The organism is Ventrimonas faecis (genome assembly GCF_040096075.1).
GTDB lineage: Bacteria > Bacillota > Clostridia > Lachnospirales > Lachnospiraceae > Brotaphodocola > Brotaphodocola faecis.
Map to the genome: position 1 here is coordinate 59,275 of NZ_JBBMFJ010000008.1, position 19,962 is coordinate 79,236.

At 41.6% G+C, this 19,962-nt stretch carries 11 protein-coding genes and 2 pseudogenes; 3 read left to right on the forward strand and 10 right to left on the reverse strand.

The window, feature by feature from the left end:
- Positions 1-3: 3 nt before the first annotated feature.
- Together WMO41_RS05630 and WMO41_RS05635 are read right to left on the reverse strand one after the other, a co-directional pair.
- Positions 4-318, reverse strand: a complete 315-nt coding sequence (locus tag WMO41_RS05630; protein ID WP_349228915.1) for a sensor histidine kinase — start codon at positions 316-318, stop codon at positions 4-6.
- A 147-nt stretch (positions 319-465) separates the two neighbouring features.
- Positions 466-783, reverse strand: a complete 318-nt coding sequence (locus tag WMO41_RS05635) for a helix-turn-helix domain-containing protein (RefSeq protein WP_349228916.1) — start codon at positions 781-783, stop codon at positions 466-468.
- 582 nt (positions 784-1,365) lie between these two features.
- Between WMO41_RS05635 and WMO41_RS05645 the strand changes: the two genes are divergently transcribed.
- The 3 genes and pseudogenes from WMO41_RS05645 to WMO41_RS16055 all read left to right on the forward strand — a co-directional run.
- Positions 1,366-2,025 (forward strand): hydantoinase/carbamoylase family amidase, encoded by a 660-nt coding sequence (locus WMO41_RS05645; protein WP_349228917.1) that lies wholly within the window; start codon positions 1,366-1,368, stop codon positions 2,023-2,025.
- A 21-nt stretch (positions 2,026-2,046) separates the two neighbouring features.
- Complete coding sequence (locus tag WMO41_RS05650) at positions 2,047-2,580, forward strand: M20/M25/M40 family metallo-hydrolase (protein ID WP_349228918.1); 534 nt, start codon at positions 2,047-2,049, stop codon at positions 2,578-2,580.
- A gap of 23 nt (positions 2,581-2,603) precedes the next feature.
- A pseudogene (locus tag WMO41_RS16055) lies at positions 2,604-2,716 on the forward strand (GNAT family N-acetyltransferase); the annotation flags it as partial.
- Between the two features lie 207 nt (positions 2,717-2,923).
- Here WMO41_RS16055 and WMO41_RS05655 read toward each other — a convergent pair.
- The 8 genes and pseudogenes from WMO41_RS05655 to WMO41_RS05695 all read right to left on the reverse strand — a co-directional run bounded on the left by WMO41_RS05655 (position 2,924) and on the right by WMO41_RS05695 (position 19,957).
- Complete coding sequence (locus WMO41_RS05655) at positions 2,924-3,388, reverse strand: Hsp20/alpha crystallin family protein (protein WP_349228919.1); 465 nt, start codon at positions 3,386-3,388, stop codon at positions 2,924-2,926.
- A gap of 181 nt (positions 3,389-3,569) precedes the next feature.
- Positions 3,570-3,994, reverse strand: a pseudogene (locus WMO41_RS15990) (IS1634 family transposase); the annotation flags it as partial.
- Positions 3,995-4,108: 114 nt separating this feature from the next.
- Positions 4,109-6,970 (reverse strand): ATP-binding protein, encoded by a 2,862-nt coding sequence (locus tag WMO41_RS05670; protein ID WP_349228922.1) that lies wholly within the window; start codon positions 6,968-6,970, stop codon positions 4,109-4,111.
- A gap of 34 nt (positions 6,971-7,004) precedes the next feature.
- Complete coding sequence (locus tag WMO41_RS05675; RefSeq protein WP_349228923.1) at positions 7,005-9,842, reverse strand: response regulator; 2,838 nt, start codon at positions 9,840-9,842, stop codon at positions 7,005-7,007.
- 61 nt (positions 9,843-9,903) lie between these two features.
- A complete protein-coding gene (locus WMO41_RS05680; protein WP_349228924.1) occupies positions 9,904-12,771 on the reverse strand; it encodes a transporter substrate-binding domain-containing protein in 2,868 nt (955 codons plus the stop codon).
- A gap of 63 nt (positions 12,772-12,834) precedes the next feature.
- Positions 12,835-15,135: an ATP-binding protein gene (locus WMO41_RS05685; RefSeq protein WP_494338429.1), complete on the reverse strand. Its 2,301-nt coding sequence runs from the start codon at positions 15,133-15,135 to the stop codon at positions 12,835-12,837.
- The gene (locus WMO41_RS05690) at positions 15,132-16,898 is read right to left on the reverse strand and encodes a 5'-nucleotidase C-terminal domain-containing protein (RefSeq protein WP_349228926.1); all 1,767 of its coding nucleotides are present in this window, start codon (positions 16,896-16,898) and stop codon (positions 15,132-15,134) included. The genes WMO41_RS05685 and WMO41_RS05690 overlap by 4 nt, the downstream gene beginning before the upstream one ends.
- A 110-nt stretch (positions 16,899-17,008) precedes the next feature.
- Positions 17,009-19,957, reverse strand: coding sequence for a hybrid sensor histidine kinase/response regulator (locus tag WMO41_RS05695; RefSeq protein ID WP_349228927.1), 2,949 nt, complete (start codon positions 19,955-19,957; stop codon positions 17,009-17,011).
- Between the last annotated feature and the right edge of the window lie 5 nt (positions 19,958-19,962).

Sequence of the window (19,962 nt, forward strand, 5' to 3'; positions counted from 1 at the left end):
TTCTTAAAATTCCACAATAAAACGATTCTCCTTCACACTGTCTGACTCCGCCCAGATCTTCCCTCCATGCATCCGCACAATTTCCTGCGCGATGGCAAGACCCAGGCCATATCCGCCTGTTATTCCCCGGGATGGATCAGCCCGGTAGAAGCGTTCAAATATCTGCTTCTGTTCTTCTTTCGTAAGCGGGGTTTCCTGACTGGTTACGGTAAACCGGATTTTTTTCTCTGCCGCCTGTTTTAAGCTTACCCGGATTGTGCTGCCTGGTTCACTGTATTTACAGGCATTGTCCAACAGGATTTCCGCAAGCTGTCTCAACTTCGCTTCTTATCCATCGATCATCCGTCCGGCTTCTGCCCGAATATAGCCTATGCGGCGTTTGTCTTCTGAATCTGTCAGCGCTGAGGATGCTGCAATCAGTCCCGCATTGGATAAGATAAGATTCGTGGCGTTATTTTCCGAGCCTCACATCCTTTCGAATTCTTTCACTTTTTTTAACAGTTCCACCACCATATCCTTTTCTTCAAGCTGGCGCTTAAGTCGCAGGTTCTCCCTGCTCAGACATTCCAGTTCGTCAACCTCATCATCCGGTTTATGGTGCCCGCGTTTATCTGACAGCCCGTCTCCCCCCGCTGCATCGTATTTCTTTACCCAGGAATAGACCCGGCTGTATGAGACATCACACAAGGAAGCCGTTCCTTTGTAATCCCGGTCATGGGCAATACAGTATCCCACTATTTCCTTGCGTTCCTCGAGTGTTGTTTTTCTCCGTGCCTCTGCCATATAGACCTCCCTTTTCGGATCATAACTCTTAAGTTCTATATTGGCATTATACTTCAAAATCCACCTTCTGAAAACTTTGGTGTCAGAAATACCGTATTTGACGGTAATTTCCAGAATAGTGCCCTTCCCGGAAAGGTATTCTTCCACAGCTTCTGTGCTAATAAAAAGAACTTATGTTCGATAAACCATGGGCATATAGAAAAATATATGGTAAAATATAATCAGCCGAGATAGTTTCCATGGCTGAAGGAAGTAGACAGTCTGGCATTGTGCAAAGCACAGCTGCATCTGCAGACAGCATACAAAAATTTCTTTCGTGATGTTTCTGTAGGTTTTCCAAAGTTCAAATCAAAAAAGAAGCCAGTAAAAAGCTATACAACCAATTATGTGAATAATCCGGGGTGAAATCCATCACCTGTCCGGCGTATGGAAATCAATATTCCGTTTTTTACGGAATCACGCTTCCAGCAAAAAGGGAATCGCATTTTTCGCCCTGCATCGGCGAGCAGAGTGATGCCTGAGCGGAGGATACGTGCTATAATATTGAAGGAAAATAGACGATGAAATGAGGGGACATTTGTGATGGGAAACGAAGTCGGATTAAAAATAGAAGAAATGCTGTGCCAGCTGGCCGATGCAACGCGCATCGACGGAGAGATCTGGCGTGCAGCTTATACCCCGGAAGACAAAAACGCGAAGAACATCCTGCGTGAGTGGATCGAAGATCTGGGGCTTGAATACAGAGAGGATGCGATCGGTAACGTGTATGGGCGGTTTCCGGGGACAGAGCCTGGAACCGTACTGACGGGATCCCACCTGGATACCGTAAAGAACGGTGGAAAATATGATGGCGCACTGGGCGTTGTGACCGGTGTGGCAGCGCTGGGATACCTCAAAGAGTCTGGCTTCGTTCCGAAGCATAGCCTGGAAGTGGTTGGTCTGATGGAGGAAGAGGGCAGTCGTTTTGCTACCGGCTGTCAGGGGAGCCGTGCGATCTGTGGCACGCTGAAAGAGGAGGATCTCGAGGAAGTCGGCCGTGATGGTGTCACACTTCGCGAGGCACTGGTATCTGCCGGTTATCAGCCGGAAGCGCTGAAGAGTGTGAAACGTGATGATATTAGAGCGATCGTAGAGCTGCATATCGAACAGGGACCGGTGCTTGAAAGCGAGCAGAAGCAGATCGGTATTGTGGACAGTATCGTCGGTATCGTCAACTATGAGCTGACCATTCAGGGAAGCTAGAACCATGCAGGTACAACCTCGATGCCTTTACGACACGATCCTGTGGTGGCTGCTGCGGAATTCATAACAGAGTCTACCCGTCAGATGATGGAGCAGACCCCTTCTGCCACCCTTACCTATGGCGCGATGCAAGTGTTTCCTGGAATGCAGAACGTCATTGCAGATCGGGTAAATCTGCTCATCGATATGCGAGATGGCAGCGAAGAGGAACTGCTTCAGGATGAAGCTATTCTGAAACGCGCGCTGGAATCCATCGAAAGCAAGGGCTTTAAGATCCGGTTTGGACAGAACCACTGGTTGAAATCAGCGCAGATGGATCCGAACGTGATTCGTGTGATCGAGCAGCACTGTAAAGAAAAACATCTGGCATATAAGCATATGAACAGCGGTGCCGGTCACGACTCGATGGTATTCGGAAAGGTGTTCCCGACCGCGATGATTTTCGTGCCGAGTATCGGAGGTATCAGCCATAATCCAGCAGAAGCCACCGCTATATCGGATATACAGACTGGCTTTGAACTGCTTTGTGACGTGTTAAAAGAATTATCAGAATAAAAGGAGGGAAGAAATAAAGGAAAATGAGGATCAGAAAAGCAGAAGAAAAAGATATTCCGAGGATCATGGAATTGTTGGGATGGGACAGGTATTGGAGATACATGCAGATATACGTCCTGACATTTTTATTCCGGGAATGATGTATATTTTTTCCAGACAAAAAATCCTCGCAGGCATGGATTTTAATTTCTGGAGGAAACTTTGGTTTGGACATAAAAATCTCCCTTAAGTAGACTTTGTTTATTTATCTTGTCTACTTAAGGGAGATCATATCACTTCTCTAACCCGCGGGCTTCTCTATTTATTTTCTATATTTTGCTGCCACTCCGGCGCTGCTCATGCATTAGCCTTCAATGGTAACATACTTCTTGGTTTCTACAGCCGGTTTTGCTTCTTTCTTCGGAACGAACAGCTTCAGCATACCATGCTTGAACTCGGCCTTGATGTCCTGCTCGGTTACATCTTCACCAACGTAGAAGGAACGCTGGCACGCACCGGCATAACGTTCACGGCGGATGTACTTACCGGTTTCTTTCTCCTGCTCGTCCTTGTCAAGTCCCTTGGATGCGCTGATGGTTAAGTAACCATCTTTCAGCTCTGCGGTAACTTCATCTTTCGTAAAGCCCGGAAGATCAATCTCCAGTTCATAACCGCCTTCCAGTTCCTTGATATCGGTCTTCATGACGTTCTTGGCATTGTGACCATACAGTTTCTTCTCAACGTTGTTCTCTGCGCTGTTATCGAAGAACGGAAAACTTCTCATAAAATCATCAAACATATCCTCACCAAAAATACTCGGCATTAACATAAGTCATCTCTCCTTTTCTATCTAAGCTTCTCTATGCTTAAACCTTGTTTCTTTGGAACCAGGATCTTTCAGGGACTCCCGGGAACCTCTTTCTTTGTTCCTTCTGTATCCCTTTCCTTTGTTCTATGTGTAATATAGCACATATTATTAGCACTGTCAAGAGGTGAGTGCTAATAATTTATTAAATTTTTTCCGCACGGTATTTCACATGATTCCAATCCATGCCAAAAGCACTTAAGAACACTTTCTGTGTTTTGGTTACTGCATGATCAAGCCGGTACACCTTATCCAGCTGGCGTGTCATCTCGATCTTTTCCAGTTCCCTGATTGCTGCCGGAACTGTAAGATAATTCGGTTTTTTGCCAGTTCTTTTGCCTTCTCCTTTAAAGCTGTATATATCCTGCACCGGATGATCAGTGCAAGAAAACCAATGAATATCTTATTTGATGCCGCCTCTTCTGATGCCACTCTCAGACAATGGTTTCCGAGATAAGATTTATCTGCCCGGAATACTTTTTCCGATACATCCCTGCTCTTGTAAAGGTTTATCGCATCCTTTGCATCCATCTTTTCGGATGAGATGATAGCAAAATATCCACAGAACTCCAGCTCATCCTGGATCACCGGCAGGAGGTCTTCTGTGGTATTGGCAATTGCCTGAATTCCGGGTTTTTCATCATAGGAAAGTACATGTACAACCTGTTCATCCTTCCCATGAAATTAGCAATTTTCTTGTTGCCTTATTACTTCTGATAATATTGAGAGCAGCTTATCAACCTGGATCGGCTTTGCTATATGACCATTCATCCCGGCTGCAATAGCATCTTGCTTATCTTCTACAAATGCATTTGCTGTCATTGCAATGATTGGTATACACGCCTTATCCTTATCTGGTATATTTCTAATTTCCTGCGTTGCTTTATAACCGTCCATCTTGGGCATCTGGATATCCATGAGTATCAGATCATAAGTTCCTGCCGGCATCTGCTCTATTTGCTTTACACACTGTATGCCATCCTCTACACGGTCAATAATAATCCCTGTTTCTTCAAGTATTGCAATTGCAATTTCTGCGTTTAGCTCATTATCCTCTGCCAGTAAAATATGTTTTCCGCGTAAACTGCTTTCCATATCAGCGGCATCTGTTTTTGATGCTTTCTGCCCGTAATAGTCCTCATCAGCCTTTTTTTGTATCAGGATAAGTGTAAACACAGTTCCTTTTCCCAGTTCGCTTTTCACGTCTATGCTGCCGCCCATCAGATCAACATATTTTTTTACAATTGCCATTCCAAGCCCTGTACCTGCAACTTTACCAACGGTCGTATTCCGTTCCCTTGAGAAGGAATCAAACAGAGTTGGCAGAAATTCTTTGCTCATTCCGATTCCTGTATCACGAACCTCTATCTGAATTTTCACAGAATTTTCCTGTTCACATGGAAACTCTTGTACAGTGACCGTAACGGTTCCTCCTGCCGGTGTATATTTGACTGCATTACTGATCAGGTTCACCAGAATCTGTTTTGTTTTTGTAATATCACACAGAACATGCTGATGCTCCACCTGTGTTTCAAATATAAGGTTCAGTCCTTTTTTGTCAGCCTGCGGTTCAAATACACTTTTTATCTCATCCACTGTCTGATCAATCCGGGCATAGCTTTCATCCAGTTCCACTCTGCCACTTTCAATACGAGCCATATCAAGTACATTATTGATAATTGCCAGCAAAAGATTTCCAGACTGTTCGACCGCCCTCTGATAATGAAGTAGTTTCGGATCTGTAAGTTCTTTTTTCATCAACTGGTTATACCCAAGTAATGCATTCATCGGTGTACGGATATCGTGGGACATATTAAAAAGAAACGCAGACTTCGCAGCATTTGCATTTTCTGCCTGTGTCTGGGATTCTTTTGCCTTTGTTTCAGCAGCTTTTGCCTTTTTCAGCAAATGAATGAACATTCCCAGTATCAGTATAAATACCAGCGAAAACATAATGATAACCACCAGGAAATTATCCTTTATAAAATCAGTAAACGTAACTCTTTTTAAAGAATTTTCATACATGGATACTGCTCCTGTCAGCTTTGAAGTCTGGATGGATTTCAAAGTCTTATTCAGGATCGACATAAGGATCGTATTTCCCTTGTCTACTGCAAATGATGTATTTGCCGTTTTTGTCAGAAACACACTGTGCATTTTTTTGTCATTGACATAATCCATTGCCTGTCCGGATCTGGCGATAAAGCAGTCTGCTTTCCCATTACGGACTGCCTGCTCTGCATCTTTTATCGAATTATATTCTTTAATATTCCAGTTTGGATAATTATAAGTAACATACCATTTATATTTGGAATTTTCTTTTGCGATAGCAACCGTATTTTCTGCACTTTCGTCAAAAGCCTCCTGTGCAGTCACAGCAGCGAAGGGAACCGATAAAACAGTATTGGATAATGCTAAGCCATTCTCTTCGGCATAATAGGGATTCTGATTGACATGAAAAATCATATCAATTTTATTGTCCCTCACTGCCTGTATCAACGCTTCCTGCGAATCCAGTCCAACCAGAATAAATTCCAACGGCTGCTCAAAACAATTCGAAGCGTATTCAATATAATCATTAACCACACCCATCAATTTACCACTTTGTGGATCAACGGTGCTGAAACCCGGATCATTTTCCAGATATCCTACTCGAATTGCCCCATGTTGTTTCAACCACTCCTGCTCATCACTGGAAAGGACCGCAACAGACTGGGTTGCAATATACTGTTTATAAAGATCATCGGAATAAAAAGGTTTATCATTTTCCATAGCACGCATGGCACTATCAAGTTCCTCTTTCAGATCAGGACGGTTTTTATTGATTCCATAATAAATCTCAGATCCACCTGTTGTAAATACAGCAGACAGACCTGTATTTACCCAGATAGACGTCTCTGTAGAAATTACTCCCTGGATCTCATGTTTTGCAAACATTTCCATCGCGCTGTCCATACTGTTTACAAATACATGCTTTGTTTTTACATTATGTTTTTTCTCCCAGTCGTAAAACTGTGTTGCCTGCACACTGTTCTCCATCATGGCAATAGACTGACCATTTAAACTTGAAATATCTGATGCTGAAATATCTGAATTTGCCAGATCTGCATACAGATAATATTTTTCTTCTCCCATAGGCAAATCGGAAAAGAGCATTGTTTTTGCACGTTCATCCGTATAAGACAGAGAACTCATCAGGTCAATCTCACCATTTTGCAGCTTTTTCAACAGTTCTTCCCAGTTGCCGGTGACATAGTCATAATCCCATCCGGTATAGGCAGAAACCGCCTGCTCATACTCATAGCCATAGCCACTCCGGCTTCCATTTTTGTCTGTGATATGATAAGAATCTTCATACCATGCCGCTTTCACCACCTCTGATTGTGGTTTCGCTGTTACATTTGTCTTAGTTGTCTCTGCCGCATCAATATCTTCCTCTAAATCTGCCGCCCTGACCGGAGCTGCCAGAAACACAACACAAAGAATACTGCACAACAAAAGGCTTCCATATTGCCGCATTCTGCTCTTATTTTTGTTACTCATCATTTTTCTTCCTTTTCTGGCAATCGAAATTATCTTACTATATTTTCTGCCTTAAAACCTGCTGCAAAGTATCCTCTATTTTTTTACTGTCAATGGGTTTTGCAATATGTGCATTCATTCCGGCTTTAAATGCCTTCTTTTTGTCTTCTTCAAAGGCATTTGCTGTCATAGCAATGATTGGGATATTGGCTTTCTTATTATTCTTTAAAGTACGGATTTCCCTGGTTGTCATATAACCATCCATTTTAGGCATCTGGATATCCATGAAGATCAGATCATACCTGTCATCATCTACTTCATTCATCCGTTCAACAGCATCTGTTCCGTCTTCCACAGAATCTACTATTATTCCGATTTCTTCCAACAGAGCTGTGGCGATTTCGCGGTTCAGTTCATTATCCTCCACAAGAAGAACCTTTTTACCAGAATAACGATACTCTCTTTCTGTTTGGAGCAATGGCTCTTCTTTTATATCCATAGGCTTTGTCAGGACTTTCCTTAATTCCGACATGAAGATTGGCTTCTCCACAAATGCAGTAACTCCGGCTTCTTTTGCTTCCTGTTCGATATCTGCCCAGTCATATGCGGTCAGAATAATGATTGGTATCTCGTCCCCAACTACAGAACGAATCCTTCGTACAGTTTCGATTCCATTCATATCCGGCATCAGCCAGTCGATAATATAAACTTTGAATGCATCGTTCTGTTCAAAGGCCTCCTTTGCTCTGATGACTGCCTCTTTTCCAGAAGTTGACCAGTCTGCCCGCATTTCAATTTCACGCAGCATCTTGCTGACACTCGTGCAGGTATGAACATCATCATCTACAACCAGTGCCCTTGCACCCACTAATTCAGGGATAGGTCCATACACAGTAGCCTTCTCCAGTGTTTTAAAATTAAGGGTAACAACAAATTCCGTTCCTTTTCCTTCTTTACTTGTCAGGGAAATAGTTCCACCCATCATGTCCACGATATTCCTGGTGATTGCCATACCAAGTCCGGTCCCTTTAATTCCACTTTGGGTAGATGTCCGTTCTCTTGAGAAGGAATCAAACACATGTGCCTGAAATTCTTCAGACATTCCGATTCCATTATCCCTGATCCTGAATTCAAAGGTAGTAAATCCGTTTCTGTTGCATGGTTTCTCAGATACACGGATATTGACCATACCACCTGCCGGAGTGAATTTAATGGCATTACTTACGATATTTAAAAGGATCTGGTTCAGACGTAATCTGTCAGTGATAACATTCTCATGGACAACATTCTGCGTGTCAATATAAAGATCCTGCTGCTTTGCCTGAATATTTCCCTGTATAATCGTTTTTAGATCGTGGAGAATATCCGGAATGCAGACTTCCTTTTCTTCTATCTTAACAACACCGCTTTCAATACGGCTCATGTCCAGAACATCATTGATCAAACTCAAAAGATGCTGGCTCGATGTCCCGATTTTTGTCAGATAATCCTTTACCAGATCCGGCTGATCCATATGTGCTGCTGCAAGGGCTGTGAAACCAATGATTGCATTCATAGGAGTGCGGATATCATGTGACATATTATTTAAAAATGCTGTTTTTGCCTTATTTGCATGTTCAGCGGAAGCGAGAGCAATCCGAAGAGCCTCTTCCTGCTGCAGTTCCCTTTCCCGCTGGTCTGTCACATCATGTGTCAGAAACTGGATATCTGTCACCTTTCCATCCTCATCACGATTCTGAACGATGGCACTTACTTCTATCCACTGCCTGTTCTTATTACGATAAATGTACCGAAGAATCTTATGTTTTTCAAATCGTTCACTGATCGTATCAAGATCTGTAAACTCAAGATAGCCTTCCTGGCATTCCGGCAGCATATAATTATCATGGATCAGTTTTCTTAGCTCACAGACATTCTGGCATTGCTTCAGGACATTTTCCTTATCTGCCTGGATTTTTAACCATTCTACTTTCTGATCCTCCAGATGGACCAAAAATATATTGTTAAATACTGTTCCAAGCGCCTCCAATGCTTTTGTAAGCTCTTCATCCCGTTTTTGGCTATAATGAAGTGCATTTGACAATTCTTTATTCTTCTGCAATGCACTGACATCCTGATAGGTCACATAGATATATTTTTTCTTACCCACAACAAGATAAGAAAAATCTGATTGCATATAGAACCATTTTCCCTGCGGATTTCTTTTTCTATAAAATATGTTCGTATGTGGATGCTCTATATTGAGATTTCTCACAGATTCCTCTACATATTGCTGATCATCCGGATGTACTGTTTCGCAAAAAGGTTTCTTCTGCAACAGCATCATCTGCTGCTGTGTAGTCTCCATCATCTCTGCAAAGCCTCGGGTAATAAAAACAGGATCATAACATAGCGTTGTTTTTGCATCCTCCTCTTCTGAAAGAATACAAAAAAGAACAGCACTGTTTTCAATAGAACGAAGCGTAGTTATAAACGCCTGCTGCTGTGGAACTGTATAGTCCTCCACAAACAGGAACACATTCTTTGTATCTGCACTTTCCCTCATAAAATCAAACTGCATGAAACGCATCTCGCCATTCAGCATAAAATTGATCATAACATGATGCATGATGTGTTCTGCTGTTCCCTGTGTGATTGCTTCCATCGTCATCTGCTGTTTTACCCGGTTAAGATCTTCTATATTGCCAGATGCATAACGCATTATTTTCTCACAAATATAGTCATCAAACATTTGCTCATCTGACTCTGGAAAAATATTTTCACCATTTAACAGGTTTGTATCCTGATGAAGCTTTATGCATTTTCCTGTATCTTCAAAATCAATGTACAAGATTTCTATATAATGGTTTTTAAGAGCTTTTTCATATATTGCAACCTGAACTGCTTTCTCCAACAACTGAATTCCTCCTTGTGTCAAACAGACAGTGCCTACTTTTTCTGCAACTGGCTGCCAGTTACTATTTTTCTTGTTGCCTTATGATTTCTGCTAACATTGACAGAAGCGTATCGACCTGGATCGGCTTTGCTATATGTCCATTCATTCCGGCTGCAATAGCCTCTCTCTTATCTTCTTCAAATGCATTTGCTGTCATTGCAACAATCGGTATGCACGCTTTATCCTTATCCGGCAAATTTCTGATTTCCTGTGTTGCTTTATAACCGTTCATTTTCGGCATCTGGATATCCATCAAGATCATATCATATGTGCCTGCTGGCATCTTTTCTATCCTGTTTACACACTGAATGCCATCCTCCACACGCTCTGTCTTAAGGCCGGCACGCTCAAGTATTGCCTCTGCAATCTCTGCATTCAGATCATTATCTTCCGCCAAAAGAATATTCTTGCCTTCAAGGATTTCACTGCTTGATTCAGAGCTTTCAGCACGTTTTTTTACATAATAACTTTCATCGGCTATCTTGTGTTTCAGTGTAACTGTAAAGGTGCTTCCTTTTCCAAGTTCACTCTCTACATCTATTGTTCCTCCCAACAGATCAACATATTTCTTGACGATTGACATTCCAAGTCCGCTTCCTGCGATCTTGCTCTTTGTGGTGTTCTGCTCACGTGTGAATGCCTCGAAAATCTCTGTCAGATACTCCTGACTCATACCGATTCCGGTATCGCTGACTCTCATCCTCGCTATCATGTATCCGGACTCATCACAAGGTAATTCATCTACATCTACCATAACAGAACCACCGGCTGGAGTATATTTTATGGCATTACTCAGGATGTTGACCAATATTTCTTTTATCTTGGTAACATCTGTCAATATGTGCTCATGTTCTACATTCATCGTGTAATGAAGCGCAATATTCTTTTTCCTTGCTTTCTCAGCAAATACTGCAAACAAGGATTTCCAGACATCTTCAATCCGGCAGTAATTCTCATCAAGCTCCATCCTTCCGCTCTCGATCCGGGCCATATCCAGTACATTATTTATGATTGACAGGAGCAGATTCCCGGACTGCTGCAGTTTTTCCAGATGTTCTAAAGTCTCAGGCATGTCTTTTCCATTTAATTCATTCTCCATAAGCTGTGCATAACCCAGAATTGCATTCATAGGAGTGCGGATGTCATGTGACATATTGTTAAGGAAACAGGTCTTTGCGAGACTGGCATCTTCTGCTTTTTTCAGAGCGATTTCCAGTTTGTCATTAAGCTTTTGTGTATCATTTGCAGCAAGCTTTGCGGCAGCTTCTGCTTTCCTTGCCTTCCGTAAAAGTATGAGGATAATACCAATGATAGTGAGTACAAAAAATCCTGCCGTAACAAAAAAAGCAAGCATATTGTCTTTTACAAAGTCCAAAAATGTTACCTTATCTGCTGTACTGTCATAAATAGCAAGGGCACTTGTAAGCATGTCAGATGGCATAGCCTTTAAGGTTTTATTCAATATCGATAAGAGGGTTCCTTCTCCACCTCTTACTGCAAAACACGCTTCCATTGTTTTGGTAAGTGGAACACTCTTGAAATCTCGATTGTTATCATAGATCATTGCCTGACTTGATCCCATAAGGAAACAGTCTGCTTTTCCACTGACAACCATATCCGCTGCATCCTCAAGCGAATCATAATCTACCAGCTTCCATTGCGGATAACCGAAAGCAATATGCTGTTTTAAGGCATCTTTTTCCTTTGGCACAGCTACTGTATACACCCTGTCCTCATTAAAATTTTTCTCATCCGTTACCGCCATCAGGCTGTAGTTCCAGGCAGTGTTTGTAAGTGCATAGCCGTTTTTTTCTGCGAGATCAGGATTTCTGCCGGCATAAAAAACCACATCAATCTCACGATTCTGCAGAGCCTGAGTCATTTCGTCATAGCTATCATATTCCTGTATATAAAATTTTAGTGTCTGATTCCCCAGACAGTCTTTGGCATAAGAAGTATACTCTGCCAGCATACCCGTAAGTTTTCCAGTTACTTCGTCCATGGAAAATACCGCCGGATCATTGCTCAGAAATCCTATCCGGATGTCACCATGTTCTTCCAGCCATGACTTTTCTCCGCCAGTAAGACTTTGACAATAATCAAGCGTAAAATACTTCTTATACAAATCTGCCTTAAAAAAGGGACTATCCTGTTCCAGCTGACGCATAGCATAATCCAGCTCCGTCTTGATATCGCTGCGCTCTTTATTTATTGCAAAATATATGCCTGATTTGCCAATCGTTGCAATGGATGATATTCCCTGTTCAGACCAGATGGATTCCTCCAGAGATACAAAACAATCAATGTCTTGATTCTCTAATTTCTTTTCAACATCATCATTATTATTCACATTTACATGCTCTGTGTGTATACCATTCTTATTTTCCCATTCTGTCAGCATGATTTCAGGTTCAGTACCCATGAGCACACCTATGCGTTTTCCATCCAGCGACTTGAAATCAGATGTCCCAATATCCATATCTGACAAATCAGCATAAAGAATATATTTTTCCTCACTCATCAGGTCATCCGAAAAAAGCAGCTTTTGTGCACGTTCATCGGTGTAAGAGATATCACCCATGATATCAATCTCACCATTTTCAAGCTTATCAAAACAGTTGGACCAGTCACATTTCACATACTCAAATTTCCATCCGGTATAACCTGCCAGAGCCTGCATGAGTTCGTAGCCATAACCTCGTCTGACACCGTTTTTGTCGACATAATTGAAGGTGTCCTCAAATGAACCGACACGTATAATCTGTGTCTGTTGTTTTTCATCATTATTCGTTTCAGCTGCCTGGCAGTGTACCGATAACATCATCCACATTCCCAGGACCACAAATATATATGCAAATAGTACGGCTGATTTTTTTCTTCTTTTATCCATTCTTCTTTTCTGACCTTTTCCATCCAATCTTTCATGATGCCATCTGTAAATATTGTTTTTATATCAATCAGTTTTGCAAATGGTTACTGGAGTAATGACCTGCGTTTCGTTGCCCCCCCCGGATTTTATGCTTCTGATCGTCTTTTCAAGCACCTTCATCTCAACCGGTTTTGAAACATGTGCATTCATACCGGCTGCCAGAGAATGCTGAATGTCCTCTGAGAATGCATTGGCAGTCATGGCAATGATCGGAATCTTCTTTGCCAGTTCATGGGAACTTCTGCGGATTGCCTTCGTCGCCTCATAGCCATTCATAACAGGCATCTGCACATCCATCAGGATCATGTCATAATCACCTGGAGCAGACTGTTCAAATGCTTTCAAAATCTCTTCACCGTTTTCACAGATGGTACATTCCGCACCTTCAATCTTTAACAGTTCCGTCAGGATCTCTGCGTTCAGCTTATTATCCTCTGCACACAGGAATCTCATTCCCTGCAGGATATTACCATCCTGCTCATCTGTTTCTTCTTGTGTCACCAGGTCAACTGTTCTATTCTCTGCAATTTTCAGATCCAGGAGAACCTCAAAACAGCTTCCCTGTCCCAGTTCACTGTCCACGTCAATGGTGCCTCCCATTGCCTCAACCAGATTTCTGGTAATCGCCATTCCAAGTCCGGTTCCCTGTATTTTATTCGTCATGGAATTTTCTGCACGGGTAAACGCATCAAAAATTGTATTTTGGAAATCTGCTGACATTCCCATACCATTATCGCTGACTAAAAAGCGATACTTGGCATAAACAGATGAATTTGATTCACATTCTTCTGCCAGAAGCTGGATTCTTCCACCTTCCTGTGTATATTTTATTGCATTAGAGAGCAGATTACTGAAAATCTGCATCAAATGGACTCGATCCCCATTCACCCACTCATGCCGGATATTTTCTTTTGTAATTGTAAAGGTCTGCTGCTTTTCATATATTTGAGAATGAAATATCGTGTCAAGTTCCTGTATAAAATCCACTATAGAAAAGTCAGAATATTTGAAAACCGTTTTTCCTGCCTCAATCTTGCTCATATCCAGAACATCATTGATAATCCCCAACAGATGCCGTGCAGAAACATCTATTTTTTTAGCATATTCTCTTACTTTTTCTTCATTTCCTGCATCATGTTCAAGCAATGATGTAATACCGGTAATTGCATTCATTGGTGTACGGATATCATGGGACATATTTGCCAGAAAATCACTTTTGGACTGGCTGGCATAACTGGCTACTTCTAATGCCTGTTCAGCTGCCTGTTTTGCCTGTGTAAGTTCTGTATTGATTGTTTCCAGTTTTGCGTTATTTTCTCTTTCAACCTCAATTGCTTCACTCTGTTTTTTTCTAAGCACTGTTACGATAGCTGTAATTACACAAACTGCCGCAACAACTGCAAACAGAATGATAAAGCACATGATCAGGTGCACAAGCCTTACCGTATTCGTTGCTACATATTTTGCCGGCACCAGAAAGATCAGGGTCCATGCTGCACTATCCATTCTTTTTAAAACATAGAAATATTCTGTCCCGTCAAGTATAGCATTGGAATAACTTACACCCTTTTCATTTAATTCTTTTTCCGTTTTGTCAAAGGAAGAACCATGAAGATATTCCATCTTCTTTAATACGGAAAACACATTATGTCCTTTAATCAGTTCTACTTTATTACTGTTAAACTGTTTAAAGCCATTATCATCAAGAATATAGACACTGTTATTGTTTTCATAAGCATCACAGCCAAAATATTCGTTCAGCTTCCGCATATCCTGATATAAGCCATAGTAATTAATAATCTGACCGCTTTGAAGTCTGATGGGATGATCCAGTTTCTTTAAAAAGACCATACGGGATTCATTTGTTGTAATAAAATTCGACACGTAGCTGATTTTTTCAGGGCTGTTCTCGAAATGATATGCATCTCTCACTATTCCCTGGTTTCCTTCTTCTGTATAGTACTTTCCACTGTCATCCACTGCCAGCAATGTTATCCTGGAATCTTCAAATTCATATAAATCTGTTATTGTTTTCATATATCGGCTCATATCATCCACAGTCTGTAGATCAGTAGATTCTATGAGGTTACATTGTACCTGGACATAATCCCATTTTGTGCCCATAACATCTTCCAGATTCAAAAACATCTGATGGGTAATTTCATCCATCTGGTTCAATCGTTCTTCATAAATAAACTTTTGAATATATGACTGATTCAGGAAAATAAATAAACCGAGCATAACTAAGATTGCAACAATACATCCCAAAATAACTTTTTTATATTGTTTTGTCTTCTCCAATGTACTGTTCTGACTTAGTTTCATTTCACATCCGCCTCGCTCAGTGTTTTAAATTTTGAAAAGTAATCTTTCGCTGCATCCATTCCCACAATACCACTGTCATTTAATACAACATCTTCATTTGCTCCGCAAATAACAACCTGATAAGTTTTATCATCTTCAAGTTCTTTATCCTTCACCAGCACATATGGATAGGTATTGCCTGTACCTGCGGCATCATAACCATCTTCACATAACTTTTTGATATCTTTCCCTGTAATTTTCGCTGTCTGTATTGTGCCATACCAGCTTGTTGGAAGAATCGTACAAATATCAGCTTCTGTAATATCCTGTGCATAAAGTTTGCCATTCACACCCTCTGTATTCTGGTCTATTCCATTACCATGTATCCATTTCCCAAGTGAAATCAGTGCTGCGTCGCTTTTTGTTGCTTCCATAAAGCTTTTTCCGATCAATTTTGCACAGCTCTCCTGAGAAATAATTTCAGTTGTAGTCGTGATAACTTCCGGTTTATTGTTTACTACAGAATCCTGATCCGTATCCAGCTGATCCACAACATCTTCAAGCGTTGCCTGATCCTGAAGGTATTCCAGCATACGATTTCCTGTATTTACCAATGTATTTTCCCACCCTGCATAAATAAGCGGTGCCGTATTTCCGGCATTGATCTCATCTGCAATATCTCCATAATAGGTATCGTCTGCATTCCAGTCCTTAAACGGTAAAAGGTTCGATATTAATTTCGATTCATCATATATCGCAGTTGTTCCTTCCACGGAAGAAAGAATCTCCATAACTTTTAATGCATCGTCAAGCTTTTGTGGATTCTCCTCTAATTTTTTGCTCAATCCATGATAGCGTGTCACATTCAAAATATATACATTCTGGCTTCCGTCTTCAGAAAGATATGGCATTAATCCAAACTGATCCTTTGTATCATCTGTTTCTCCGATACCATTTTTGCTTCCAAGCAGGAATAACGTATTGCCTTCCATAAATTCATTTCTGGTTTCGTCATCGCTCTGGGGATTCTTTTCATTAGCAGTAAACATCCCCAGATCTTTCCATTTCTGAATATAGTTCATGCAATCCATCATGCCCTGTGTATCACTCACATTGGCCTTTCCTGTCAGATAATCCTTTTGCCACTGCTTGCCCTGAAAAGTTCCCAGAAATCCCGTATCCGCAATATTGCACATATATTGAAATCCATAACCCGGATATGCAATCTGCGCCAGGCACAGCTGTACCCCTGCCGCCTTTGCTTCCTCTGCCAGGTTTTCCAGATCAGCAAAGGATTTTGGGAGCTCCCATCCATGTTCCTCTAATAAAGTCTTGTTATATGTAATGCCGATACAGCTGTAGGCTGACGGAAGCATGTAAATGGCTCCATCATCTGAGACATCCTGCAATCTGGATTCTACATAGTTGTCTGTAAAATCATAACCTGAAAGATCGATCATCTTATCACTCATGTCATTGATGTTTGGATCATAAACTGTCTGTGAACAAATATCGGGAAGATCATCTGCTGCTAACATATTCTGTAAATATTGTGTTGTGTTTGCACCCGAATAGGAAAGAATCTCTAAATTTACTTCCGGATACTTCTCATGTACCAGATCAGCTAATCGATCACACTCTAAATAAGGTGCCAGAATAGTGACTGCTTCATGTTCACTCGTCGCATTCTTATTCGTACAGCCAGTAAGACATAACAGCACAGTTACAACAGATACACCAAATATCTTTTTCAAAAAGTTGCTCTGTAAGTTTTTTGAAATCATCCATACCCTCCCCCGAAAATTTTAAATTCTGCATCATCTACAATAAGTATCGTTTGTCTTTTATCCATATTTTTCCTTTGTCCATTCGGGTTTTATGAAATTCCAAAAACTCACTTCAGATTATTCTGTAATGTATCAATCAATTCATCTATAATGATTGGCTTGGATAAGAATCCATCCATACCGCATTCCTGTGCTTTTTTTCTGTCTTCGTCAAAAGCATTGGCCGTCATGGCAAGGATGGTAATTTTCGCCAGCGCCGGATTTTTCAGGGCACGAATCTGTTTCGTAGCCTCATATCCGTTCATTACCGGCATCTGTACATCCATCAACACAAGATCATAGCTGCCCGGTTTTGAATTCTTAACTTTTTCCACTGCTTCTGATCCATTTTCTGCGGTGTCAACAAGGAAACCATATTCATTCAGGATCTCCACCGCAATTTCACTGTTTAGCTCATTGTCTTCTACAAGCAATAAACTCTTTCCCCTGAAATCCAAACCAGCTTCCGGGAGGATTGTATCTTCTGTCTCTGCCTGCTTCTGACCGATAGCAGTCATCAATGTCTCTCTGATATCTGACATAAACATAGGTTTCGCACAGAATGCAGTTACCCCTGCTGCCCTGGCTTCCACTTCGATATCTGACCAGTCATATGCAGTCAGGATAATGATCGGTGTATCATCGCCAAGGCTGCGGATCTGGCGTGTAACTTCAATACCGTTCATATCCGGCAGACGCCAGTCAATGATATAAGCATGGAATGCATCTCCAAGTTCCATAGACTGACGAGCACGAAGAACAGCCTCCTTACCGGAAAGTGTCCATTCCGAACGCATTCCAACCTTTACAAGCATTTTAGTCACACTGTCACAGGTATTGAAATCATCGTCTACTACCAATGCCTTCAGACCTTCCAGTTCTGCGATTTTCTCTATACGGTGATTCTCAGGCTGGATCCGCAATGGCAGACGGATAATAAATTCAGTACCTTTTCCCTGTTCTGTCTGAACCTCAATGGTTCCTCCCATCATATCCACGATGTTTTTGGTGATGGCCATGCCAAGTCCTGTACCCTGCGTCCTGCTGACAGTAGAAGTCCGCTCCCGCTCAAACGGCGAAAATATCTTCTGTACAAATTCCGGACTCATGCCGATTCCGTTATCCTTTACCCGTATCTCGTACAGTTCACTGCCTTTTTTTGTTCCCGGATACTGTCTCAGCCGGACAGAAACAGTTCCGCCTGCCGGCGTAAACTTGATTGCATTAGATAATAAATTCAACAGGACCTGGTTCAGCCGTGTCTTGTCACAATAGACATTCTCATTGGTCACATCCATGGCATCCATGTAAAGTTCCAGCTGTTTTGCATGGATCTGCCCACTGACAATGGTCTTCAGATCATGAAGGACCTCTGACAGACTGACCTCCGTTTCCTCCAGATGAATCTTTCCGCTCTCAATACGGCTCATATCCAGCACATCATTGATAAGTGAAAGCAGATGATTGCTGGATGAAAGAATCTTACCCAGATAATCCCTGACCTTTTCCTTATTATCAATATTACTCACAGCCAGTGTGGTAAAACCAATAATGGCATTCATTGGTGTCCGGATATCGTGAGACATATTGGAAAGGAAGGTGCTCTTTGCCCTGTTGGCAGTCTCCGCAGCGCGGACCGCCTCAGAAAGCGCCTGATTCATTTTTCTGTCAGAGGTACGATCTGACAGAACCAGGATATATTTCTTTTCCCCGTTTACCTCGCTGCCCATTGCAACATTATGAAACCAGCGGTGTTCTCCTGTTTTCTGATGAATATATTCAAAATCCCATTCCTGCTGCTCCTGAACCTGGATTTCTTCCAGATAATTCTTCTCCGGATCTTCAACATCCCCAGGATGCAGTTTCCCAAGAACACAAATATCTTTACGGATCTGTTCTACTTTAATTCCCAGCAGTTTTTCCACATTGGGACTGACGTAATCTGCTTTATATGTTTTGGCATCCAGCATCAGGAAAACGTCATCCACATTCATTGACAGCTTTTGAAACAATTCGTCCCTGTACAGGATCTCCGTATCCTTTCTTTTCATGTTTACCCTGTTTTTACGGAGAATAATTCCAATAAAAAGACCGGCAATACACACCGCTACTGCACTTACAAGCAGCATAGTACTACGCTGTAGAACATTCATACTGGCATTGACGATATCAGCCTGGACAAGTCCCAGAAAGATCCAGTCCTGAGGTTTGGATTTCTCATAGACCAGATAGTAATCCTCTCCATCCAGATTTATCAGCATTGCATCTGTATGTCCTTCCTTAAACTCTTCTGAAAGTTTAAGGATCTCTTTTTCAGACATGTTGGAATGCTCTCTCAGAATCCCAAAGAAATTATACACCTCTCCCCATGACTCAGAAGAATGATCCACAACAACACGACCATCCGGATGAACCACATAACTCTGGGCATTTCCATTGAAAGCAGAAATATTCAGCACATTTACGATATCAGAGTTTTCATAGGTAATGGCAATGGCATCATATTCAAAGCCCTGATAATTTCCATGAGGCTTGGGAGTGGCAAAAACAAGGAGCTGGGATTTTCCGGGAACTGTTGCATTGGTTATCACATCATTTCCCTGCCAGATCTCATCTTCAATATTTTCCTGTAATCCCAGATACCCGGTTTCACCTGTTACCATCTTATAGTTCCCGTCCGCTGACAGGAAATAAAAATCTAAAAAGCCTGCATCTTCCTGTGCTTTCTCTATATACTCACGAATTTCACTTTCATCGGAAGTGTTCTGCAGATATTCCCCCCATATATGAAGATAAGTCAGATTCTTATTTGTCAGCTCACTTAACATATTATCAGACTGATGAAAAATTTCTGTCAGGTGAGAAACACTTTCCTCATAAACAGTCTTCGATACAAACTCAAAATATCGGAAAACAGTCAAAAGGATTCCAACGAATAGGGCAATAAGAACTGCCGTATTCCATCGTTTTCTCACAACCTGTTTCTTTCTGTTTATATTATGATTCTTAACATCCATTCTTC